Annotated in this window: 15 protein-coding genes; 10 read left to right on the forward strand and 5 right to left on the reverse strand. The window is 62.7% G+C overall.

Annotated elements, in window-relative coordinates; all coding sequences use genetic code 11:
* The first annotated feature begins 42 nt into the window (after nt 1-42).
* From G7Y82_RS13480 to pcp, 3 genes are read left to right on the forward strand one after another with little or no spacing between them, the layout of a single operon-like run.
* Nucleotides 43-732 (forward strand): DUF969 domain-containing protein, encoded by a 690-nt coding sequence (locus G7Y82_RS13480; protein WP_168148647.1) that lies wholly within the window; start codon nt 43-45, stop codon nt 730-732.
* A complete protein-coding gene (locus G7Y82_RS13485) occupies nt 729-1,694 on the forward strand; it encodes a DUF979 domain-containing protein (RefSeq protein WP_168148648.1) in 966 nt (321 codons plus the stop codon). Before G7Y82_RS13480 ends, G7Y82_RS13485 begins: the two co-directional genes overlap by 4 nt.
* Before the next feature lie 8 nt (nt 1,695-1,702).
* Nucleotides 1,703-2,365, forward strand: a complete 663-nt coding sequence (gene pcp, locus G7Y82_RS13490; protein ID WP_168148728.1) for a pyroglutamyl-peptidase I — start codon at nt 1,703-1,705, stop codon at nt 2,363-2,365.
* Between the two features lie 99 nt (nt 2,366-2,464).
* Here the strand turns inward: pcp and ilvC are convergent, their stop codons facing one another.
* Both ilvC and ilvN read right to left on the reverse strand, forming a co-directional pair.
* A complete protein-coding gene (gene ilvC / locus G7Y82_RS13495; RefSeq protein ID WP_366515667.1) occupies nt 2,465-3,481 on the reverse strand; it encodes a ketol-acid reductoisomerase in 1,017 nt (338 codons plus the stop codon).
* Between the two features lie 81 nt (nt 3,482-3,562).
* Nucleotides 3,563-4,066, reverse strand: coding sequence for an acetolactate synthase small subunit (gene ilvN, locus G7Y82_RS13500; RefSeq protein WP_168148650.1), 504 nt, complete (start codon nt 4,064-4,066; stop codon nt 3,563-3,565).
* 152 nt (nt 4,067-4,218) lie between these two features.
* On the opposite strand from ilvN, the gene ilvB reads away from it, so the two are divergent.
* Together ilvB and G7Y82_RS13510 are read left to right on the forward strand one after the other, a co-directional pair.
* Nucleotides 4,219-6,063, forward strand: a complete 1,845-nt coding sequence (ilvB, locus tag G7Y82_RS13505; RefSeq protein WP_168148651.1) for a biosynthetic-type acetolactate synthase large subunit — start codon at nt 4,219-4,221, stop codon at nt 6,061-6,063.
* Between the two features lie 116 nt (nt 6,064-6,179).
* A complete protein-coding gene (locus G7Y82_RS13510) occupies nt 6,180-6,704 on the forward strand; it encodes a DinB family protein (protein ID WP_168148652.1) in 525 nt (174 codons plus the stop codon).
* 520 nt (nt 6,705-7,224) lie between these two features.
* On the opposite strand, the gene G7Y82_RS13515 is transcribed toward G7Y82_RS13510, so the two are convergent.
* Nucleotides 7,225-7,713: a winged helix-turn-helix transcriptional regulator gene (locus G7Y82_RS13515; RefSeq protein WP_168148653.1), complete on the reverse strand. Its 489-nt coding sequence runs from the start codon at nt 7,711-7,713 to the stop codon at nt 7,225-7,227.
* A 64-nt stretch (nt 7,714-7,777) separates the two neighbouring features.
* Between G7Y82_RS13515 and G7Y82_RS13520 the strand changes: the two genes are divergently transcribed.
* From G7Y82_RS13520 to G7Y82_RS13540, 5 genes are all read left to right on the forward strand, one after another.
* Nucleotides 7,778-8,278 (forward strand): PaaI family thioesterase, encoded by a 501-nt coding sequence (locus G7Y82_RS13520; protein ID WP_168148654.1) that lies wholly within the window; start codon nt 7,778-7,780, stop codon nt 8,276-8,278.
* 85 nt (nt 8,279-8,363) lie between these two features.
* Nucleotides 8,364-9,137: an enoyl-CoA hydratase gene (locus tag G7Y82_RS13525; RefSeq protein ID WP_168148655.1), complete on the forward strand. Its 774-nt coding sequence runs from the start codon at nt 8,364-8,366 to the stop codon at nt 9,135-9,137.
* An 87-nt stretch (nt 9,138-9,224) separates the two neighbouring features.
* Nucleotides 9,225-11,306, forward strand: a complete 2,082-nt coding sequence (locus G7Y82_RS13530; protein WP_168148656.1) for a M13 family metallopeptidase — start codon at nt 9,225-9,227, stop codon at nt 11,304-11,306.
* 121 nt (nt 11,307-11,427) lie between these two features.
* The gene (locus G7Y82_RS13535) at nt 11,428-12,810 is read left to right on the forward strand and encodes a flavin-containing monooxygenase (RefSeq protein ID WP_168148657.1); all 1,383 of its coding nucleotides are present in this window, start codon (nt 11,428-11,430) and stop codon (nt 12,808-12,810) included.
* A 9-nt stretch (nt 12,811-12,819) separates the two neighbouring features.
* The gene (locus G7Y82_RS13540; RefSeq protein ID WP_168148658.1) at nt 12,820-13,473 is read left to right on the forward strand and encodes a TetR/AcrR family transcriptional regulator; all 654 of its coding nucleotides are present in this window, start codon (nt 12,820-12,822) and stop codon (nt 13,471-13,473) included.
* An 87-nt stretch (nt 13,474-13,560) separates the two neighbouring features.
* On the opposite strand, the gene G7Y82_RS13545 is transcribed toward G7Y82_RS13540, so the two are convergent.
* Entirely contained in the window at nt 13,561-14,946 is a 1,386-nt protein-coding gene (locus G7Y82_RS13545) for an HlyD family type I secretion periplasmic adaptor subunit (RefSeq protein WP_168148659.1), read from the reverse strand.
* Between the two features lie 67 nt (nt 14,947-15,013).
* The gene (locus G7Y82_RS21740) at nt 15,014-23,848 is read right to left on the reverse strand and encodes a calcium-binding protein (protein ID WP_168148660.1); all 8,835 of its coding nucleotides are present in this window, start codon (nt 23,846-23,848) and stop codon (nt 15,014-15,016) included.
* Nucleotides 23,849-23,850 lie beyond the last annotated feature (2 nt).

The following is a 23,850-nucleotide window of genomic DNA, read 5'->3' on the forward strand; positions in this document are numbered from 1 at the left end:
CCTCACCGCCACCGGGGCCGCGCCCCGCAGCCGACGCACGACATGATCGACCTCAATTACTGGCCGCTGCTGGGCATCGCCTGCGTGGTGCTCGGCTTCATCCTGCGCTTCAACCCGGTGATCGTGGTCGTCGGCGCCGGCCTCGTCAGCGGCCTGTGCGCCGGCATGAGCGTGCCGAACCTGCTGGAGCTGCTCGGCAAGAGCTTCGTGTCGAACCGCGCGCTACTGCTGTTCGGGCTGACACTGCCGACCATCGGCGTGCTCGAACGCGCCGGCCTGCGCGAGCACGCGCACGCCTGGATCGGTCGCCTGGCCGGATTGACGCTGGGCCGGCTGCTCGCCGGCTATCTGCTGCTGCGCCAACTGCTGAGCATGGTCGGTCTCAATCAGGTCGGCGGCCACCCGCAGACGGTGCGCCCGCTGCTGGCGCCGATGAGCGAGGCCGCCGCCGAGAAAGAGCACGGCAAGCTGCCCGACGCGGAGCGCCAACGCCTGTTCGCGCTCGACGCGGCCACCGACAACATCGGCCTGTTCTTCGGCGAGGACGTGTTCGTCGCCATCGGCGCGGTGCTGCTGATCCAGGGTTTCTACGCGCAAAACGGCATCGTCCTCGAACCGCTGCAGATCGCGCTGTGGGCGCTGCCGACGGCGATCGCCGCCTTCGTCATTCACGCGCTGCGCATCCGCCTCTACAGCCGCGCGCTGCGCCGCCGCCTGGAGGCGGGGCGATGATCCATCTCGGCTATTTCTACGGGCTGCTGGCACTGCTGATCGCCTACACGGCGCTGCGCAACCTGCGCGAACGGCGCTGGCGCGCGGCCGGCTTCTGGGCGGTGACCGCGCTGCTGATCGGCAGCGGCGACTGGGTGCTGGCGCGCGACGCTGCCGGCGACCCGCTGCCCGCGCAATGCGCCGGCGTCGCGGTCCTGCTGCTGGCGGTGCTGGCGCCGGGCATGCAAAGACCGGCGCTGGCCGAAGCCCCGCTCGAACAGCGGCTCGCCAGTGCCCGCCGTCTCGGCCACCGGCTGTTCGTGCCGGCGCTGCTGATTCCGCTGATCACGGTACTGGTCGTGATCGCCGGCAAATGGTTGACCGAGAGTGGCCTGATCGGTGCCGACGACAGTGTCACGCTGATCGGCCTGTCGCTGGCCAGCGTCATCGCCGTGCTGGTAGCGCTGCGCATGGGCCGCGCGCCGCTGCCAACCGCGGCCCGTGAAGGCCGGCGCCTGCTCGACACCATGGGCTGGGCGGCATTGCTGCCGCTGGTATTGGCGACACTCGGCGGCGTGTTCGCAGCCAGCGGCGTCGGCGATGCGGTCTCGGCGCTGGTCACTGCGGTGATTCCCAGCGACAGCCGTGTCGCCTGCGTGCTCGCCTATGGCCTCGGCATGGTCTTGTTCACCGTCATCATGGGCAATGCCTTCGCCGCGTTTCCGGTCATGACGGCCGGCATTGGCCTGCCGCTGCTGATCCACGAACACGGCGCCAACGCCGCCATCCTCGGCTCGCTGGGCATGCTCACCGGCTATTGCGGCACACTGCTGACGCCGATGGCGGCCAACTTCAATCTGGTGCCGGTGGCGCTGCTCGAACTCGACGACCCCTACGCGGTGATCCGCGCGCAGTTGCCGACCGCGCTGGGCCTGATGGCCGTCAACCTGCTGCTGATGTACTGGCTGATCTTCGCGTTCTGAGGCCCATGATGCGCAAGTCCTCCAAGACCCCGACCGTGCTGCTGACCGGCTTCGCGCCGTTCGGCGGCGAATCGAGCAACCCGAGCTGGGAGGCCGTCGCCGGCCTGCATGGCGCGCGCATCGCCGGCCATCGCGTGCAGGCCGTGCAGCTGCCGGTCGTCTTCGGCGACTCGCTGCGTACGTTGCGCGCGGCGCTGCGCGAACACAAACCCGCACTGGTGATCTGCGTTGGTCAGGCCGGCGGCCGCGCGCAACTGACCATCGAACGCGTCGGCATCAACGTCGACGACGCGCGCATCGCCGACAATCGCGGCCAGCAGCCAATCGACGAACCGGTGGTCGCCGGCGGCCCGGCCGCCTACTTCGCGACGCTGCCGATCAAGGCCATGCTGCAGGCGTTGCGCGACGCCGGCATTCCCGCCGAAATCTCGCAGACCGCCGGCACCTATGTCTGCAACCACGTGCTCTACGGCCTGCTGCACGCGCTGCGCGCGCAGCCCCGCGTGCGCGGCGGCTTCATTCACATTCCGTATTCGCCGGCGCAGGCCGCGCAACACCCCGGCGCGCCGAGCCTGCCGATCGACGTCGTGCAGGCGGCACTGCGTCTGTGCGTGCGCACCGCGCTTCGCACCGCCGGTGACCTGCGGCTGAGTGCAGGCGCCGAAAGCTGAAGAAGCGCGAACGCCGCGCACAAAAAACGCCCGCGTGCGCGGGCGTTCTTGACTCGATGATCGTACGACGCTGCGGCAGGAGCCGTAGCGTCGCGAGGATCAGTTGCGCGTCTTGTCGACGAGCTTGTTCTTCGAGATCCACGGCATCATTTCGCGCAGCTTGCTGCCGACTTCCTCGATCTGATGCTCGGCCGACAGGCGACGCTGCGCCTTCAGCGTGGTGTGGCCGGCCTGGTGCTCGAGCACGAAGTCGCGAACGAAGCGGCCGGTCTGGATGTCGGCCAGCACCTTCTTCATTTCCTTCTTCGTCTCCTCGGTGATCAGGCGCGGGCCGGTCACGTAGTCGCCGTACTCGGCGGTGTTGGAGATCGAGTAGCGCATGTTGGCCATGCCGCCTTCGTACATCAGGTCGACGATCAGCTTGAGCTCGTGCAGGCACTCGAAGTACGCCATTTCCGGCGCGTAACCCGCTTCGACCAGCGTCTCGAAACCGGCCTGCACCAGCGCCGTCGTGCCGCCGCAAAGCACCGCCTGCTCACCGAACAGGTCGGTTTCGACTTCCTCGCGGAAGGTCGTTTCGATGACGCCGGCGCGGCCGCCGCCATTGGCCGACGCGTACGACAGCGCGATCTGCTTGGCCTGGCCCGACGCATCCTGGTAGACGGCGATCAGGCTCGGCACGCCGCCGCCCTGGGTGTAGGTGCTGCGCACCGTGTGGCCGGGGCCCTTCGGCGCGATCATGATCACGTCGAGGTCGGCGCGCGGCTCGATCAGGCCGAAATGCACGTTGAGGCCGTGCGCGAACGCCAGCGCCGCGCCCTGCTTGATGTTCGGCGCGATCGAGTCGGCGTAGATCTTGCGCTGGTCCTCGTCGGGGGCCAGGATCATGATGACGTCGGCGATCTTCACCGCCTCGCCCACTTCCATGACCTTGACGCCGGACTTCTCGGCCTTTTCCCAGGACTTCGAGCCGGCACGCAGGCCGACGATGACATCGACGCCGCTGTCCTTGAGGTTGAGCGCGTGGGCATGCCCCTGCGAACCGTAACCGACGATGACGACCTTCTTCGACTGGATGATCGAAAGGTCGGCGTCTTTGTCGTAATACACGTTAATGCTCACAGCTTCACTCCAGGTCAGGACTTGGCAAATAAGCGGCCGCCGCAGGCGTTCGCTCGGGGGGTAGTGGGTAGGCGCTCAGACCACCGGCACGCGCATGCACTGCGCACCGCGCTGCAGGGCGGCAACGCCGGAACGGACCAGCTCCAGCACCGGCGCGATCTTCTCGATCGCCGCGACGAACGCATCGATCTCCGGGGCGGCACCGGCGCATTGCGCGGTGCGCGTCTCGCCGGTCTCGTCGAGGATCACGCCGCGATGCTCGCGCACGCAGTCGAGCAGCGCGCGGGTGTCGACGCCGAGCGTCGAGACCTTGAGCATGACCAGCTCGCACTCGAGGTGCTCGTCGCTCGACAGGTCGGAAATCTCGACGATGTCGATCAGCTTGCGGGTCTGCTTGATGATCTGCTCGATGACCGCATCGGAACCCGTCGTGACGAGCGTCAGGCGCGAAACCGTCGGATCGTGCGTCGGCGCGACCGACAACGAGTCGATGTTGTAGCCGCGCGACGAAAACATCGCCGCGACGCGGGCCAGCGCGCCCGCTTCGTTTTGTAGCAGGATAGAGATGATATGACGCATAGGGCGCGCATCTTAGTGGCTCGCGGCCGAGAAAGCACCAAAAAATTGGCCGTGGGCTAGCACGAACGCGGCGCCAAGACTATTGGGGTAGCCCCCCAAATAGGGCTAAGATTCGCGCCCCCTACGTTTGACGCGCACCGCCAAGACCCTCAATGAACGCCGTACTGAAGACTGCCCACCCGCTCGCCGGCCAGACGATGACCGGAGCGGACATGATCGTCCAGATTCTTGCGGACGAGGGCGTCGAGGTCGTCTTCGGCTACAGCGGCGGTGCGATTCTGCCCTGCTACGACGCGATCTACCGCTACAACGCCGCGCATCCGAGTGCCGACGGCGGCGAGTCCATCCCGCTGATCGTGCCGGCCAACGAGCAGGCCGCCGGCTTCATGGCCGCCGGCTATTCGCGCGCGTCCGGCCGCGTCGGCGTGTGCATGGTGACGTCCGGCCCGGGCGCGACCAATACCGTCACGCCGGTGCGCGACAGCATGGCCGACTCGATCCCGATGGTCGTGATCTGCGGCCAGGTGCCGACCGCCGCGGTCGGCACCGATGCGTTCCAGGAAGCGCCGATCAGCGCGATCATGGGCTCGGCGGCCAAGCACGTGTTCCTCGTCACCGACGCCAGCAAGCTCGAAGCGACGCTGCGCAGCGCGTTCGAGATCGCCCGCACCGGCCGCCCCGGCCCGGTGGTCGTCGACATCCCCAAGGACGTGCAGAACTGGAGCGGTCCGTTCCAGGGCGAGGGCGTGCTGCCGCTGCCGGGCTACCGCGCGCGGCTCAAGGAGGTCTACGAAAACCTGGTGACGCCGACCCAGCAGCGCAGCTTCCTCGACCTGCTGCGTCAGGCCAAGCGGCCGCTGATCTATGCCGGCGGCGGCGTCATTCACGGCGAGGCCTCGGAAAGCCTGCGCGCGTTCGCGCACGCCTTCGGCATCCCGGTGACGACGACGCTGATGGGCATCGGCTGCTACGACACCACCGAGCCGCTGTGCCTGCAGATGCTCGGCATGCACGGCACCGCGTTCGCCAACTACGCGGTCGACGACTGCGACTTCCTGATCGCGGTCGGCGCGCGCTTCGACGACCGCGTCGCCGGCAATCCGGGCAAGTTCGCGCCAAATGCCAAGGCCATCGCCCACTTCGACATCGACCCGTCGGAGATCAACAAGGTCAAGCGCGTGCAGTGGCACCACGTCGGCGAGCTCAATGCGGCGCTGAACAGCCTGCGCGAGTACCTCGGCAAGCAGGGCTTTGCACCCGACTACGGCGAGTGGCATGCCCATATCGCCCAGCTCAAGCAGGTCCACGCGATGAACTACGAGCGCGGCGGCGAGCTGATCCAGCCGCATGCCGTGATCGAGGCGATCAACGCGCAGACCCAGGGCGAGGCCGTGGTCGCCACCGGCGTCGGCCAGCACCAGATGTGGGCCGCGCAGTATTTCGACTTCAAGCATCCGCGCCTGTGGCTGACGTCCGGCTCGATGGGCACGATGGGCTTCGGTCTGCCGGCCGCGCTCGGCGCCGCGTTCGCGGCCAGGGACAAGATCGTCATCGACATCGACGGCGACGCCTCGATCCGCATGAACTACGGCGAGCTGGAAACGGCGACGACCTACAAGCTGCCGGTCAAGATCGTCATGCTCAACAACAACGGCGACGGCATGGTCAAGCAGTGGCAGCGGCTGTTCTTCGAGTCGCGCTACGCGGGTTCGGACAAGACGCTGCACACCAAGGACTTCATCAAGGCCGCCGAGGCCGACGGCTATCAGTTCGCGGCGCGCGTCGAGAAGAAGAGCGAGCTCGAAGCGACGATCAAGGCCTTCATCGAAGCCGACGGCCCGGCCTTCCTCGAAGTCATGATCGACCCGATGGCGTCGGTCTACCCGATGGTCGGTCCCGGTCAGCCCTACGCGCAGATGATCACCGGCGACTGGATCCAGTCGCGCAGCGAGGTCGCACCGGAAAAGGCCGACGCGCAAACCACGCAGATGTTCTGACGCGCGGGCGTCGGTGCCGAGAGCCGGTCAAGGCCGGCTGATGCGGTACGTGCGCTGGACAAATTCAACGGCAGGCTGTGACCAGCGTCGGCTCGCACCTCTTCAGTTCTCGGCACATGGACCTCCAAACCCCACTGCAGTACAAGATCTGGGCCGACCGTCGGACACTGGACGCCGTCGCCCGGCTCGATCAACGAAGCGCATCCGCGGCCTTCGCGTTTGCTCGACAGCAGCTCAATCACATGGTGCGGGTCGAAGAACTGTTCCGTGCTCGATTGATCGGTGCCGCCGATCCGTATGCTTCCACGAACACACATGATGTGCCTCAGCTTACAGCGCTCGATCACCGATTGATGGCGTCGAACCGCTGGCTGCAGGATTACGTTCGGACGCTTCCGCCAGGCGAGATCGGCAAATACATCCGCTTTGCGTTCGTCGACGGCAGGAATGGAATGCTGACCCGCGAGGAGGTGATCTACCACTTGATCAACCACGGCACCTACCATCGCGGGGCCATCGGGCACGCACTCGACCTGGCAGGCGCTCATCGGCCGGCGGACACGTATACCGTCTTCGTTCATGCGGCAGAACCGGCGCGCAGAGACGCTGGACCCGCCACAGACCACCGGTCATCTGACTGAGCACATCAGCTGCGGCGCGGCCTCGCCAGGGACGCGTCCGAAGCGCTGGCAGCGTACGCAACCAGAACATCGAAACACGCCCAAACCGTCAGGCCCGACAGACGCCTCGGCGCGCACCGCAGGTGCGGAGATCCTTCGATACACCGCGCTGCGCGCGGCACTCAGGGCGAACGGCGAAATGGGATCGGTGACGCCCTCCCCGAGTTCAGCCCCGCGTGCGGCAGGACCTGCGCTTGACGCCTACCTATCAGTTCATGCCGAGTGCCGTGCGAAGCACGGTGTGTCGAGGCACGTGCAAACCGCAGGGCAGGACAAATACGTCCGAGTGCGCGCCGCAAGCGCCGAGACCCTTCGATACACCGCGCTGCGCGCGGCACTCAGGGCGAACGGCGAAATGGAATCGTGGTGCCTCACCCCGAGTTCAGGTCGGGCGTGCGGCAGGGCCGGCGCTTGACGCCTCCCCCATCCGTTCATGCCGAGTGCCGTGCGAAGCACGGCGTATCGAGGCACGCGCAGACCGTCAGCGCGGTGCCCGAAAATCCGGGTTGCGTACCGGCTGCGAGTCGCGCGGCTCGACCACCTCGCCGCTTTCGTTGACCAGGGCCGCGCGGATGCGCCCGCCGCTGCGGCGGTCGAGCAGGCGCACCGGACCGCCACCAGGCGGCGACGCATGGCGATCGCCCCAATCCATCAGCGCGACGATCACCGGCAGCAGGTCGACACCGCGCGACGTCAGCCGGTACTCCGAGCGCTCGCGGTCGCCGTCGTCGCGATAGGCCTGGCGGCGCAGCACGCCGGCATCGACCAGCTTTTTCAGGCGCGATGCCAGCACCGCCGTCGAGCAGCCGGTGTTGCGTAGGAACGCGTCATAGCGACGCACCCCCATGAATGCTTCGCGCAGCACCAGCAGGCACCAGCGGTCCCCGATCAGCTCGGCCGCCGCGGCGATCGCGCACTGGTCGAGGTCGCGGCGCACGTCATCTGCTGGTTCTGACAGTCTGACTTTCATTGACAAAGCCAGAATAGCCGACTAGCGTCTGACTTCCAAATCCGAAGCCACATCGAGTTCCGTCATGCCCGATACCCCCACCGCCGCCATCCGCTACGGCGTCGTCGATCCCGCCGAACGCGCCAGCGTCGACGGCGTCAGCTTCCTGCAGGCCATCATCGACGGCCGCCTGCCGACCCCGCCGATCATGGAAACGATGGCGATCCGCACGGTCAGCGCCAAGCACGGCGAAGTCGTGATGGACGGTGCCCCCGAGCATCGGCATCTCAATCCGCTCGGCAGTATTCACGGCGGCTTCGCCTGCACCTTGCTCGACTCGGTGCTCGGCTGCGCCGTGCATTCGACACTCGCCGCCGGCGAGGGCTACACGACGGTCGAGCTGAAGGTGAACCTGACGCGGCCGATCATGCCGGGCATGCGCGTGCGCGGCGTCGGCACCGTCATCAACCGCGGCCGGCAGATCGCCGTCGCCGAAGGCCGCATCTTTTCCGACGACGGCAAGCTGCTGGCCTATGCCAGCACTTCGTGCCTGATCTTCGCGATGCCGACGAAGGCGGCCGGATAATGCGGTCACTCGTCCGGACGCAGCAGCCGGTTCCAGCGGCCCGGCCGCTACACTAGCCACCCTCACTTTCAAGAACGGTCCCTACATGAGCACCGAGCACATCGTCACCGAACTGCGCGACCGGATCCTGACGATCCGCCTCAACCGCGCCGACAAGAAAAACGCCATCAGCTCGGCGATGTACGCCGCGATGGCCGATGCCCTGGTCGCCGCCAACGACAACGCCGACGTCCGTGTCGTGATGTTCGTCGGCACCGACGGCTGCTTCTGCAGCGGCAACGACCTCGGCGATTTCCTCAATTCGCCGGGCAATGCCAGCGGCAACGTCATCGCCCGCTTCATGCAGGCCGTCACCGACCTGAGCAAGCCGGCGGTCGCCGCCGTGCAGGGCCCGGCGGTCGGTATCGGCACGACGCTGCTGCTGCACTGCGACCTCGTCTACGCCGGCGAGAAGACGCGCTTCCAGCTGCCGTTCGTCAACATCGGCATCTGCCCGGAATTCGGTTCGAGCATGATGATGCCGGCGATCATGGGCCACCCGCGCGCCGCCGAACTGCTGTTGCTCGGCGAGATGTTCTCGGCGGCCAAGGCCCGCGAATACGGCCTGATCAACGACGTCAAGGCCGACGATGAAGTCATCGCCTACGCGCGCGCGCAGGCGCTCAAGCTCGCCGCGCAACCGCCGAACGCAATGCGCACAACCAAGGCGCTCCTCAAGCGCTGGACGCGCGAACAGCTCAAGGATGTGATCGGCGTCGAGATCAATCACTTCGGCCCGATGCTGACGCAGCCCGAAGCGCGCGAAGCGCTCACCGCATTCATGCAGAAGCGCAAGCCGGACTTCTCCAGCTTCAGCTGAGAGGATGACACGACCGGCGGGCGATCCCCCTATCGCCCGCCGGCAGCAGCGCTTACAGTGCCTGCGATCATCCGTACAGGGGCATTCATGAACACCATCAAAGCGGTGCTGGCGCTGACGCTGGCCACCGGCGTCGTTGCCTGCAAGGGACATGACGACAGCACCAGCAAGGCCGCCGCCGACCCGGCCGCATGGAAGCTCGACGACAGCAAGCTGACGCCGTCGATCAGCTTCTCGCCGAACGACCTCGACGCCAGCAAGAACGCCTGCACCGACCTCGCCGCCTACGTCAACGACAAGTGGCTGGCGGCCAACCCGATTCCGTCCGATCGCGCCAGCTGGGGGCCGTTCGCGGCACTGGCCGAGCGCTCGCTCGACGTGCGGCATCAGATCGCCGAGCACGCCGCGACTGAAAAATCGCCGGGCACCATCGACAAGATCATCGCCGACTTCTGGACGTCCGGCATGGACGACAAGAAGATCGAGCAGCTCGGCATCAGCCCGCTGAAGTCGCGCCTCGATGCGATCGCCGCGCTCAGCGACGGCAAGTCGATCGCCGACTACCTGCGCAAGACCGCCGCCGAAGGCGAGAATCCGCTGTTCGACTTCGACGCCGAAGCCGATTTCAAGAACTCGTCGATGAACATCGCGTACGCGACGCAGGGCGGCCTCGGCCTGCCCGACCGCAACTACTACTTCGACGACGACAAGAAGGACATTCGCGAGGCCTACGAGAAGCACATCGCCAAGGTGCTGGAGCTGTCCGGCATCGACGCCAAGGACGCCGCCGAGCAGGCCAAGACCGTGATGGCCTTCGAGACGCGCCTGGCCAAGGTCTCGAAGTCGCAGGAAGAAATGTCGCGCGACGTCTCGCTGTACTACAACCCGGTGTCGCCGGCCGACGCCGACAAGCTGACCCCCAACTTCCCGTGGACCGCGTTCTTCGCCTCGCAAGGCGTGCCCGCACCGACGATGTTCTCGCTGGCGATGCCGGCCTTCCACGAAGAAGTCAGCAAGATGCTCGCCGACGTGCCGGCGGCGCAGTGGCAGAGCTACCTGCGCTACCACCTCGTCGACAGTGCCTCGCCGTATCTGAGCAAGGCTTTCGTCGACGAGTACTTCGAATTCCACCGCAAGACGCTGGGCGGGCAGAAGGAACAGCGCGCGCGCTGGAAGCGCGTCATCGGCGCCATCGAATCCAATGCCGGCGAAGCGATGGGCCAGCTCTACGTCAAGGTCGCCTTCCCGCCGGAATCGAAGACGCAGATGGAGACGCTGGTCGGCAATCTGCGTACGGCGCTCAAGGCTCGCATCGAGAATCTCAGCTGGATGAGCGACGAGACCAAGAAGAAGGCACTCGAAAAGTGGGCGGCGTTCACGCCGAAGATCGGCTATCCCGACAAGTGGCGTGACTGGAGCGGTCTGAAGACGCAGCCGGACGACTATCTCGGCAACGCGCTGGCCGCCGACAAGTTCAACTACGAGTGGCAGCTCAGCAAGATCGGCAAGCCGGTCGACAAGACCGAATGGTCGATGACGCCGCAGACCGTCAACGCCTACTACAACCCGCTGCAGAACGAGATCGTGTTCCCGGCCGCCATCCTGCAGCCGCCGTTCTTCGATCCGAATGCCGATGCCGCGTTCAACTATGGCGCGATCGGCTCGGTGATCGGCCATGAAATGACGCACGGCTACGACGATCAGGGTTCGCGCTTCGGCCCGGACGGCAACTTCGAGGACTGGTGGACGAAGGATGACCGCGCCAAGTTCAACGCGTTGACCGACAAGCTGATCGCCCAGTTCAACGGCTACACGACCAAGGATGGGGTCAAGGTCAACGGCAAGCTGACGCTGGGCGAGAACATCGCCGATCTCGGCGGCATCAACGTCGCCTACGACGCGATGCAGGCCGCGACCGCCGGCCAACCGGATGACAGGGCCGACGACCTGACGCGCGATCAGCGCTTCTTCATCGGCTGGGCCACCGCCTGGCGCGGTCGCTACACGCCCGAGCTGGAGAAAGTCATCATCGCCTCGGACCCGCATGCACCGGATAACTTCCGCGCCGACGGGCCGCCGTCGAACATGCCGGTGTTCGCGCAGGCTTTCGACTGCAAGGCCGGCGACCCGATGGTGCGCAGCGAGAAGGACCGCATCTCGATCTGGTAATCACGCTCAGCAGCACCCGAACGCCCGGCCCTCGCGCCGGGCGTTCTTTTGCATGAAAGTTGACGCATGCGTCATCAATATTCATGCTGCCGCTCACGCGCAAAAACAGGGAGGAGAACCCATGAGCGCAGGCCAGCGTGTCGCCGTCATCGGCGCCGGTCCGTCCGGTATTGCCGCCGCCAAGGAATGTCTCGCCCACGGCTTGGGCGACGGACTTGTCGTCTTCGAGAAGTCCGATCAGGTCGGCGGCAACTGGGTATTCCGCGAACAGACCGGGCATTCGAGTGTCTACGAAACGACCCACATCATCAGCTCCAAGTACTACTCCGAGTACGAGGACTTCCCCTTCCCGGCCGGCGTGCCGGACTACCCGCATCACACGCACCTGAAGGCGTATTTTCAGGACTACGCGCAACACTTCGGCGTGCTCGACAAGATCCGCTTTCACACCGAGGTGCTACGCGCCGAGCGCGACGCCGACGGCAAGTGGCAACTGCACTCGCGCGGGCCGGACGGCGAGCGCATCGAGACCTTCGACGCATTGATGGTCGCCAACGGCCATCACTGGAACCCGCGCCTGCCGAGCTACCCCGGCCGCTTCGACGGCGAGTTCCTGCACTCGCACCAGTTCAAGCGCGGCGAGACCTTCCGCGGCAAACGCGTGCTGGTGATCGGCGGCGGCAATTCGGCAGCCGACGTCGCCGTCGAATGCGCGCGCGTCTGTCCGCAGGTGTCGATCTCCATGCGCCGCGGCCACTGGTTCCTGCCGAAGTTCATGTTCGGCCTGCCCGGCGACGTGATCTACGAGCGCGCCGCGTGGCTGCCTAACGTCTTGCGCCAATGGGGGCTGCAGCTGTCGGTGAAGATCGTCGGCGGCGACAACACGCGCTTCGGCCTGCAAAAGCCGGCTTACAAAATCCTGCAGGGCCACCCGACGCTGAACTCGGAGCTGCTGTACTTCATCGGTCACGGCGAGATTCAGCCGCGGCCCGGTGTCGCCCGTTTCGAAGGCGGCCGCGTCTACTTCAGCGACGGCACGCACGGCGAGTTCGACACCATCGTCGCCGCAACCGGCTACAAGATCACGTTCCCCTTCTTCGACCCGTCATTCATCGACTGGCAGGACGCGACCTATGTGCCGCTGTGGCGACGCATGTTCCACGAGCAGGTACCGAACCTGTACTTCATCGGCCTGTTCCAGCCGATCGGCTGCATCTGGCCACTGGCCGACTACCAGGCGATGCTGGCCTGCCTCGACATCGTCGGCCGCTATCGACGGCCGTCCGACATGGCGGCAGCGATCGCCGCCGAGCGGCGCCGTCCGCACTTTCGCTTCGTCGAATCGCCACGGCATTCGACGGAAGTCGACTACGCCGACTTTCGCCACGAACTGTTCGCCGAATTGAAAAAGGCCGGCGCGCAGCCGCACCCGCGGCCGCGCTCGGCGTCGATCTTCCGCCTGCGCGACGAGGCCTCGGCGATGAAACGCATGCGGGCCGCATAAAATGCGCGCATGACCACGGCCGGCAAGCGCGAGCGCAACAAGGAGGCGAACCGTGCGGCGATCCTCGCCGCCGCACGGCGCTGCTTCATCGACACCGGCTACGACGCGGTGACGATCCGCGACATCGTCCGCGCCACGTCGCTCGCGTCCGGCACCTTCTACAACTACTTCCCGGACAAGGAAACGCTGTTCCGTGCGCTGGTCGACGCGCGCCTCGGCCATCTCCAGGAACGTATCCACGCGTCGCGCCAGCACGCAGGCAGCATCGAGGATTTTTTCTACGGCGCTTATCTCGAGGGCCTGCAGGAAGTCCGCAACGATCCGGCGTTCTTCGCGATGATGTTCCGGAATGAACCCGTACTGCGCGCGCTTTACCACGACAACATCTTCGGCCTGATGCTGCGTTCTCTGAAGGACGATCTGCGTGCCGCGATCATGCGCGGCGTATTTGCGGAGACCGACATCGACGTGCTGACCTCGATATCGTTCGGCGCCGGCTATGAGCTGTGCCGCCTGATGGCCAATGAACCGGAGCGCAAACCTGAAGTCCTGGCCCGCTACGTCACGCGCCTGTTCGTCGACGGCATCGCCGGCCTGCCGCGCGCAGCCGAGACGCCGATGATCCGCATCGGTCCGCGCAAGTTGCGCGGCGCGGCGCGTTGACTTGAATCCAAAGTGAAACCCATCGCGTCAATCACACTTGCGGTGGCTCAGTACCGTCGATGAAAATTTCCGCGATACTCGTAAGTCTCAACGCTCTCGTCCCGCCTCATCGAAAGTTCCTTTAATTGGCGATAGAAGATACTCAAGCACCGTTCGTTCGCCAAGGATGATTTCCGCTTGAACCTGCATCCCCGGAAGCAAGGACAGTTTCTTTCCCCGATATTCCAGATATGGATGGTTCAGGTCGATGAGCGTGCGATAAAGAAACGGATTACTTCCGGCCATAACCTGACTTCGGGTCGACCGGCCATTCGAATCGACGTCGTCCGAAGCATCAGCACTGACATCGGTCACCTGACCAGCCAGGAAGCCATATTTCTGGAATTCGAACGTTGCGAGCTTCACATGGGCTGGAAGCCCTGTCCGAACGAAGCCCACATCTTCATTGGAAAGCCATACCTCTGCGACAAGCGGTTGATCTCCGGGAACCAGAGTCATCATTATCTCGCCCGGTGAAACAACCGTACCGATCGAGTGCGTCTCAAGGTTTTTAATGATTCCGCCCACCGGAGCCTTGAGTTCGAGAAGTCCTTGCGCGTAGACATTTTTCTTCAACTGCTCTTTGAGCCGTGACACGTCGCTCGTGACCTCCACAGCCTTGGCCTGAAGTTCGCGTCTGTAGTCGGACTCGAGTTGCCGTAAGCGTTCCTCGCTCTGTCGAATCGCCGCGCGAGCCGATTTGATGGCGAAGCTCTGGGCTTTCAGGTCCTTTTCGGCCTGAATTCTCTGGCGCACCTTCTCGTTGAGCTGAATTTTGCTGGCAATGCCACTCCTGTCCAATTCCTCATAGATATTCTCTTCCTGGCGATAGCTCGGCAGCATGCCTTCCAGCTTCTCGAACGTCTCCCGATTTCCTGCCAGATCATTCTTCGCGCGGCTCAAGCCAGCTCTTTCCAGCCGAATGTCGTTCTCATGCGCATGCACATTGGCAAGGTACTCTGCGCGGACCTTGGAAAAAATATCGTCACGGTCACCCGGCTGTTTATCAAACGAAGTTCCAGCAATCTCTGCCTTGATACGGCGCAGCGTGAGCTGCTGTATCTCATACTCCGTCAGTAGTGCACTGCGATCTGCCTCAGACTCCGTTGAATCCATCCGCATCAGGACTTGCCCCTCTTGAACCACTTGTCCTTCAGCTACCAGGATCTCCTTGATAACCCCTTGACTGGCTGGCTGAATAATCTTGACATATGTCTTCGGGATCACTTTTCCATGGGCAGTTGCGACGACTTCAACATGGCTCACAGAAATCACGATGAGGCCCAATACAATGAGTGCCGACAGCGAGAGCAAAACGGTCCGGCGCAACGGAGACGGCTGGCTCCTTTCAATTTTCAACAGGCCCGGCTGAAAATCGTCCAATACCGGTTCATGCCCGGATAGCGGAAAAAGAGAGGTGGCCGCCTCCTTCACGGACGACCACCTTACCAACCGGCCCAGCGCGACAAGCCCGTGCTTCATTGCGTCTAAACGCATCGGCTTATGCGGCCATTCGAGAGGATTGGCCGTTCCTCAGGTGATCCTCTGTCAACAAATCGGACGCCAGCCTGTGCGACTGCAAGCCACCGGCGGACTGCAGAGTCAATGGATTTCTTATCCATGCGGCTGCGAAATCCTCGTCCATCGCGCTTGCGTTATGGTCCATATCGAAACGAGAAACAGCGTCCGCTAGCGTCCAGCTGCTGATACCAGCGCCGCTGCGGAATGCAGGTTTTTCAGGCACGACGGTATCGGATGCCTCGTCGGCCGTCGTTGCCGGCAAATCTCCGGCATCCAACCACAGTCTGGTCGTTACGCCGCTTGCCGCCATGCTCTGCCCTGAAATCGCGTTGACGACATCGGCATAACCCAGCGTGGTGCCGTCATCGAACCGGATGGCATCCAGTCGATATGCGCTTGTTCCGTTACTCGCGAAGTAACTCTGAATCGTGACTTGGTCCGATGTGCCGTTGATCGAGACGATGAGATTGTTGCCGCTTTGCGTGAACGTCGTGTCCGCCATCGCAATCCCTGTACCCAATTGCAAGGTGTCAGTTCGCGACGACGCAGTGTCATAGTTATTGATCGTGTCCTGACCGTCACCGAGCCCGAACAGATAAACGTCATTACCCGCATCACCCTTCAGCGTATCGTTGCCCCCGCCACCTGATAGCGTGTCGTTGCCCGATCCACCTGACAGCGTATTGGCCGCCGAATTGCCGATCAGTATGTTGGCCAGCGTGTTGCCCGTTCCGTTGATGGTGGAGTTACCCGTCAATGTCAGATTTTCGATATTGTTGCCCAAGGTCCAGGTGCCGCTCGACATCACCATGTCGGTGCCTTGCCCCGCGCTTTCGGTAACCGTGTCACTGCTGGTGACGTAGTAAATATTGTCGCCAGCGCCACCGGACAGCGTGTTGATTCTCGAGTTTCCGGTCATGACGTTGTTCAGCGCATTTCCGGTTCCATTGATCGCCGAGTAAGTCAACGAATCACCACTGTCCGGATCCGTAAACGCGCCCGACGTTACGGTATAAGTGAAGTTGACGCCCTGCGAGGCTGACTGGTCCGCCAGCGGCATCGATAGCTCCGGCGCGTGATTGGGGCCTCCGACGACCAGACTCACATAGGTGCCTGCAGCATAGCCATAGTTGTCGGCTCCCCAAAGCACGAATTGCAAGGTCCCGAGATCATCCGCATCCGGCGTCCCGGAAAACGTCCTCGTGGCCGGATCGAAGGTGATCCAGGACGGCAATGCCGAGCCATCGGGCATGCTGGCGCTATACGTGATCGAATCCCACGGATCCGGATCAGTGATCGTGTCGATGGGCACAACGTACGTGAACGCGCTTCCCTGGCTTGCATGCAGGGTCGGAACCGTACCGCTGACCGTCGGAGGTTGATCATTGTTCGCGCGATCGACGACGGTCTGGATCATTTCCTGATCCCACACGACGCCGTTACTGAATTGAACCGCATCGATCTTGTGATCGGCCGCTTGCCCGTCGATCGTGGTATCCGCCGCGTAGTAATCAATGATTGCGACTTGATCGGAGCTACCGTTGATCGTCAGGAAAAGGCTGCTGCCATACTGGAAAGCCGACACATCATCATCGGAAATGCCCGAGCCGAAGCTCAGCGTATCGGTCGCGCTGAGAAGATCCGTGTTGTCGATACTGTCTTGTCCGTCGCCAAGGTTGAATACGTAGGTATCGTCACCTTGATCACCGAAAAGGTAGTCGTTACCCGCGGCTCCAGTCAGCACGTTATCGCCCGCGTTGCCCCAGAGACCATTGTCGAGCTCGTTGCCGGTAGCCGACACCGCATCTCCGTCAATGGCGAGGCGCTCAAGATTGGCGCCCAGTGTCCAGCTCACCGTGCTGCGGACAAAGTCGTCTCCTTCGTCAGCATTCTCGTGGATGACATCTGCCGCGTTGTCGATTTCGTAGTAATCGTCGCCGAGCCCGCCGATCAGGGTGTCTTCGCCGTCCGATCCGAACAAGGCATCGTCACCGGCACCGCCAATCAGTGTGTCGTTTCCGCCCAGGCCCAGCAGATTATTGTCTGCGTCGTTTCCGGTAATGACATTGTCGAGATCGTTGCCATTGCCACGGTACACGGTACCGGCAAGAGTGAGATTCTCGACGTTGCTTTCCAGGATGTATGTGGTATCGAAGCTCCGCAGGATGGTGTCGATACCGCCGCCGGAATCCTCGGCGACGTAGTCATCGGCATCGTCGACGACATAGGTATCGTCGCCGAGACCGCCTTCCATGTAATCCGCACCCGCGCCGCCATCGAGACGGTTGTTGCCGGCGTTGCCGATCAGGTCGTTGTCTTCGCTGTTGCCAGTGGCATCGATATCGGCAGTTCCGATCAGCGTGATGCCTTCCAGATTCGCGCCGAGCGTATAGCTGAAACCGGCTTCTACTGTGTCGAAGCCATTGTCTGCGTCTTCCTCGATCACGTCACCGGCACTGTCGATCACGTACGTGTCGTCACCCGCCCCGCCTTCGAGGGTGTCATCGCCAGCGCCACCATCGAGCCGATCGTCTCCGCCCAGCCCAATCAGCCAGTTGTCCGACGCATTGCCGACCAGCGAATTGTCCAGAGCATTGCCGATGCCCTTTGCCGCCGTATCGGTCAATACGAGATTCTCGACGTTGTCTTCGAGATCGTAGTCGCTGCTGACGCTGCGAATGACTGTGTCGTTGCCCTGCCCTGCGTCTTCAATGGCAAAGTCGTCGGCGTTGTCTTCGATATAGGTGTCGTCGCCGGCACCGCCAATGAGATCGTCGTAACCGCCGCCGCCATCCAGACGGTTGTTGCCTGAATTCCCGGTCAGGATGTTATAGCCATCGTTTCCTGTCGCATCGATATCCGATGAACCCAGCAGAGTGATGTTTTCAAGATTGGCGCCGAGCGTGTAGCTGAAGGCCACTTCCACGGTGTCGGTTCCACCATCAACATCCTCCGTGATTTGATCGTTCGCCGAATCGACGACATAGGTATCGTCGCCAAGTCCGCCAACCAAAATATCGTCCCCGGCTCCGCCGTCCAATCGATTGGCTCCGTCGTTGCCGGTCAAGGTGTTGCTGCCGCTGTTGCCCGTCGCATTGATGTCATCCGAACCCGATAGCTGCAGGTTTTCGACATTCGCAGCCAAGCTGTAGTTGATAGAACTGATGACCGTATCGGTACCTTCGCCTACCGCTTCGGTGATCACGTCATTGACGTTGTCGACGACGTACTCGTCGTCGCCCGTGCCGCCCGACAGCTGATCGGCGCCGCTGCCGCCATCCAGCAGGTCGTTTCCGGCAGCGCCATTGAGGGTGTCTGCTCCGGCGCCACCCATCAAGGTATTGTCGAGCTCGTTGCCGTCGAGCACGTTATCGCCATCATTGCCTGTGCCTTCGATGGCTCCAGCGCCGACGAGACTGAGATTTTCGACGTTGTCCGCAAGCGTGTAGTTGACTGCCGCTTGAACAGTGTCAGCGCCTTCTCCAAACGCTTCAGTGACAGAGTCATCAGCGTCATCGACGACATAGGTATCGTCACCCATGCCGCCGGACATCTGGTCGGCGCCCGTACCGCCGTCAAGCAGGTCGTCACCGGCACCGCCGGCAAGCACATCGTTCCCGGCAAGGCCCGTCAAGGTGTTCGATGCGCTGTTGCCGATGATCTCGTTGTCAAGATCGTTCCCGACACCCTGAGTCGCGCCACTGCCCTCCGCCAGGACCAGGCGCTCGATATTCTCTCCAAGCGTGAAATCAACGCTCGCAACAACCGTGTCGGTGCCCTCATCGGCATTCTCGATCAGGGTTGCGGCGTTGCCGGCGACGATGTACTCGTCATCCCCGGTGCCGCCGCTGGCGACATCCGAATCGCCATCGAGCATGAGCGTGTCGTTTCCTGCGTTGCCTTCGACCACATCGTCACCGGCGCCACCGGACAGCGTGTCATCGCCGTCGCCGCCATACAGGTGATCAACACCCGAGCCGCCATTGACGATGTCGCTGCCCGCGCCGCCGTAGATCACGTCGTCGCCATCGTCACCGGAAATGGTGTCGTTCCCGTCACCGCCATCGGCGGTATCGTCCCCTGCGCCCAGCGTGACAATATCGTCGCCCGCTCCCGCCGTAACGGTGTCGTCGCCTTCCAGCGCAGCGATGTTGTCGCGGGCCGAGGTGCCGGTAATCGTGTCGGCATCCGGCGTGCTCGGCAGCGAAATGCCGACCGCCTCGACCACATCCGCAAGCGTCATCGTGGTTCCGTCGGAGAACTCGATGCTGCTGATCGGCGAGGTATCGACAAGATTGTTGTAATCCACCCCGTCCAGATGGATGGCATCGCCACCCGCACTGGTTTCGATCAGCAGCGAACCCAGGCCGAGATGGATATTGCTGAGCGTGATGCCGTCCTGCAGTACCAGCGTGTTGAAGCCGCCGGTATCCGTGATGTGCTTGGTGCCGTCGCCCAGAGAGAAAACATAGACATCGTCACCGGCACCGCCCGACAGCGTGTCGTTTCCAGTACCCGCGACGAGTATGTCGTTGCCGGCGCCGCCTTCCAGCGTGTCGTCACCGGCGCCGCCGTAGAGCTGGTCGTCTCCGTCACCGCCGACCAGCTGGTCGGCGCCGTCACCACCACTGAGGTAGTCAGCGCCGTCGCCAGTTGTGAGCGCGTCATCTCCGGCTCCGCCGTACAAGGAGTTGTTGCCGCTCGTATCGGTCAGGATGTCGTTGCCGTCGTTGCCCGAGAGCGAATCGTCTCCAGCATCGCCGTTGAGCTGGTCAACGCCGCCGCCGCCGGAGAGTATGTCGTTTCCGGCGCCACCCGAGAGGGTGTCGTCCCCTTCGTCTCCCTGCAGCGTGTCGATGCCATCACCGCCCATGAGCTGGTCGTTGCCACCGTATCCCCTCAGATAGTCGTCACCGGCGCCGCCATCCAGTATGTCGTTGCCGTGATGTGCGGCATCGACGTCATCGGCGTCACCGAAGAGCTGGTCGTTGCCGTTTCCACCGAGCAGCGTGTCATTGCCGCCTTCGCCGATAAGGTGATCGTCGCCGTCGCCACCATCGAGTTCGTCATCTCCGTGCAGCGATGCGTCTATATCCGATGCGTCGCCATAGAGGTAGTCGTTGCCGGCGCCACCGACCAAGGTATCGTTGTTGCCGTACCCGACAAGCGTGTCGTCGCCGTCACCGCCGTCGAGACTGTCTGCTCCTTGCGAGGCTGCGTCCGTGCCGGCAACGTCGCCGTACATCTGATCGGCGCCAGCGCCACCGACCAGCGTGTCGTCGCCACCGTAGCCGACCAGCAGATCGTCGCCGTCGCCGCCATCGAGATAATCGTCACCCTGTGAGGTGGGATCAGTGCTCTGCAGATCGCCGTAGAGACGGTCGTCGCCATTCCCACCGAACAAGGTGTCGCTTCCGGCATAACCGACAAGCTGGTCGTTGCCATCGCCACCGTCAAGAAAATCATCGCCCTGATCTGCCACGGCAACATTGTCGGCGTCTCCATACAGGAGGTCGTCATCGTCCCCGCCAAACAGGAAATCCGAGCCGCCATTGCCGAAGAGGATGTCTTCACCGGCGCCGCCGTAGAGCCAGTCGGCACCGTAATACGCCGCGAGTGTCGAGTTCGAATCACCATCGAGCTGATCGTCACCGTCACCGCCATACAGCGTGTCGTTCCCGCCTTGACCGCCGAGGACGTCATTGCCGGCGCCGCCATCCAGGGTGTCGTCGCCGTGGTACTGCCCGTCCAGAATTTCCGAGTCACCCTGAAGTTGATCGTCGCCATCACCGCCGGTGAGATCATCGTTGCCGCCGCCGCCGATCAGATAGTCGTTTCCGGCGCCGCCATCGAGCGTATCGTCGCCCTGGTATTGACCGGGCGTGACGTTGTCGTCACCAAACAGATAATCGGAACCTGCGCCGCCCAGCAGTGTGTCGGCACCGCCGTTGCCGTAGAGCGTATCGTTACCGGCACCGCCATCGAGATAGTCGGCGCCGTGCAGGCTTCCCGACAACCCGCCGGACGAGCCGTCGTCATCGGCGTCGCCAGAGATGTCGTCGTCACCATCTCCACCCAACACAACATCGGAGCCAGCGTCGGCAAAGACGAGATCGTTCCCCGTGCCGGCATCAATGAAGTCGTTGCCACCGCCCGCATATACCCAGTCAGCCCCCGCGCCGGCGATGATGATGTCGTCATCACCCGCACCCGGCGCGAGCGCGATCGGCGTCACGCCCGATTCCGTCAGGTTGTAGGACGTCTGGGAACCGTTGACGATTGTCTCGCGCGTCACGCTCCAGTCGGTATTGGCGCCGGCGAGATCGCGATCGCCCCAGATGACGTCGTCGCCCGCGCCGGCCACGATCGTGTCCTGGCCCGACCCGCCATGCAGATAATCATCGCCGTTGGACGCGATGAGCCGATCATCACCGTCACCGCCGACGAACAGGCTGCCTCGCTGGCCTGTTCCTGATTGCGTCTCTCCGTTGTCGATGGCGGTATCGATGTCGCTTTCTTCGGCGCCATACAGATCGTCGTTGTCCGCTTCTCCGAACAGCACGTTGCTGCCCGTGCCGCCGATCAACACGTCTTCCCCGCCGTGGCCGGCGAGGACATCGTTGCCGCCCAGACCTTCGATCCGGTCATTGCCGTCCGAGCCGAGCAGGGTGTCGTTGCGATCCGGAGACGCCGTGGCGCCGACCACGACGTTGCCGTACTGGTCGTACTGAAGGTTTTCTTCGCCGTCGATCGGGGCAAGGTCACCGACAAAGGTCAGCGTCGTTTCGGGCGGCGCTTCCTGCGCGCCGCCCGTCAACTCGATGCCCAGATCGCCGCTGTGGAAGTTCTGGACAATGGTGCGGTCACCGCTGCTGCGCGAAACAATGGTCAGCGTCGTGCCGCTGCCCGTTGCTGAACTCAAGATGTAATCGAACAGATCATCGTCACTGCGATACAGCTGCCCACCACCGGACGTACCCGCAATGAGATGACCATTACCCAGAAGGCTGACGGTGCCATCGGCACCATTCTCGTCCGGGATGATGAACTGGATTTGCCCGGCTTTGTGTCCGCCCGACTCGTCGATGTCGATGATCGTGTCGCCGGCCTGGCCGGCGCGGATCACGTAAGTGTCGAATCCAAGACCGCCTTCAAGGGTGTCAGCGTCCTCCCCTCCGTCGAGGAAGTCATCGCCCTGCATGCCGACGAGGCGGTCACGGCCGGCTTCGCCTTTGAGCAAGTCGCCGCCGCTGCCGCCTTCAAGATAATCATTACCTTCGCCAGCGGAAAGTGTGTCGTCACCGTCACCACCGAACAGCCGGTCGTCTCCGCTTCCGCCTGACAGCGTATTGACAGCGGCACTCCCGAAGATCGTTTTACCGGACGTGACCAAACCAAAATCCAGTCTGTCGACGGTTACCGAAAGGCTCTGCCCGACGTCAGTGAATTCCAAATCACCGCCCAAGAAGGAATAAGGCAGGTTCACGAGGACAGAGAAAGGGGCATTTGTATCCTGAACAAATGGCGGTACCGTATTGTCGGTGCGATCATTTGCGTTGACTGCCTGTTGGACCGCCAGCATTTCAGAACGCGCCGATACCCACTCCTGCGTGATGTTTCCAGCTCCTGTATTGGGGTCATAGAGCGACAGGGAATTCGCGTAGGCTTGGTAAAGAAGCTGTCCGTTGGCATCGAGAACCGCTCCCGAGGAATCGGACGCCATAAAAACGAACGGATTGAGTCGCTCCAAAGCGTAGCGATATGCCAGTCCTGCATCATCGTCCGCAGCCCCGAGCGTCGCCGCTGAGCTCAAATACTGAGTGCCACCCACAATACTAAATTGAAGACCCGGATGATCGGAAACGAGCTGCGATATGCCAGACGAAATCGCATCGATCGTATCGTAGAGTTGGCTCCGATCTTCGTTTGCAACTACTGGGGCTAAGAAAAGATCAGCCAGCGGGTTCACAATGTTTTCGAGCGAAGCGGTGGAGGAGTTCGCCGCGGCATCGAAGATTGTGCTGACAGTCTGATCGCTGATGGATGGATCAATTCCATGAAGTAGCGTCTGAACAGCCAGAGAGTCGACCAGATATTTGATGCTGTGGTTGTTCAATACCCCTTCGTTTTCAATTCTGATCGGCTGGACAGAGCCGATCATTTGCCCGAGTCCGGACGTAGCCGAAGGGCCATCTTCGGCATAGACGTTGAATATGCGATCGTTCGGCATAGTTGCATCGGTAATTCCCAGCATTTCGAGTAACTGGGTTCCGATATCCGAAATTGCCCCTGCGGCGATGGAAAAACCCGGCGCGTTGAAGGTGTAAGCCGCCGAAACAACATCGGGATGATCGGCAGCAAATGCCTCGGCCAGAAACCCACCCAAGCTATGACCCGTAACGGTGATCGATTCCGACGGATCTATTTTCGGAGGATTTCCAGTCGTTAGTGACTGATAGAACGATTCCAGAGCCTCATATTGTGGCTGGCCGAACCATGTTCCGAGTATCGCTACGTTCGCAATATCTGTTACATAGTCCGTAAATCCGTTGGACCCAGCGATTGCGATCACCTTTTCATGGGTGTCGGCGTCCTCGAAAGCAACGGCTGAGAAGCCATTGAGCAAGTCAACTTGCTCCAAAACGATCCATTCGCCGTTGAATTGCTGAGCCAGAGCAAGAGGCATTGCAGGATCACTGGGATTACTACCCACATATGCATCTATATTTTGGGGATCTTGGCCATCGAAAAGGTCAGTGGCATACGCTGCTTGTGCGGTTTCCGCATAACGAAGATACGTGCTGATTGATGGCATGA

This window comes from Solimonas marina (assembly GCF_012241385.1).
In the GTDB taxonomy this organism is placed as follows: Bacteria; Pseudomonadota; Gammaproteobacteria; order Nevskiales; family Nevskiaceae; genus Solimonas; species Solimonas marina.

Bases quoted from the DNA above. Each gene is read 5' to 3' on its own strand.
- G7Y82_RS21740 (WP_168148660.1), bottom strand. From the start codon at position 23,848: ATGCCATCAATCAGCACGTATCTTCGTTATGCGGAAACCGCACAAGCA.
- G7Y82_RS13530 (WP_168148656.1), top strand. From the start codon at position 9,225: ATGAACACCATCAAAGCGGTGCTGGCGCTGACGCTGGCCACCGGCGTC.
- ilvB (WP_168148651.1), top strand. From the start codon at position 4,219: ATGAACGCCGTACTGAAGACTGCCCACCCGCTCGCCGGCCAGACGATG.
- G7Y82_RS13480 (WP_168148647.1), top strand. From the start codon at position 43: ATGATCGACCTCAATTACTGGCCGCTGCTGGGCATCGCCTGCGTGGTG.
- G7Y82_RS13525 (WP_168148655.1), top strand. From the start codon at position 8,364: ATGAGCACCGAGCACATCGTCACCGAACTGCGCGACCGGATCCTGACG.
- G7Y82_RS13515 (WP_168148653.1), bottom strand. From the start codon at position 7,713: ATGAAAGTCAGACTGTCAGAACCAGCAGATGACGTGCGCCGCGACCTC.
- ilvN (WP_168148650.1), bottom strand. From the start codon at position 4,066: ATGCGTCATATCATCTCTATCCTGCTACAAAACGAAGCGGGCGCGCTG.
- pcp (WP_168148728.1), top strand. From the start codon at position 1,703: ATGCGCAAGTCCTCCAAGACCCCGACCGTGCTGCTGACCGGCTTCGCG.
- G7Y82_RS13485 (WP_168148648.1), top strand. From the start codon at position 729: ATGATCCATCTCGGCTATTTCTACGGGCTGCTGGCACTGCTGATCGCC.
- G7Y82_RS13535 (WP_168148657.1), top strand. From the start codon at position 11,428: ATGAGCGCAGGCCAGCGTGTCGCCGTCATCGGCGCCGGTCCGTCCGGT.
- G7Y82_RS13510 (WP_168148652.1), top strand. From the start codon at position 6,180: ATGGACCTCCAAACCCCACTGCAGTACAAGATCTGGGCCGACCGTCGG.
- G7Y82_RS13520 (WP_168148654.1), top strand. From the start codon at position 7,778: ATGCCCGATACCCCCACCGCCGCCATCCGCTACGGCGTCGTCGATCCC.
- G7Y82_RS13540 (WP_168148658.1), top strand. From the start codon at position 12,820: ATGACCACGGCCGGCAAGCGCGAGCGCAACAAGGAGGCGAACCGTGCG.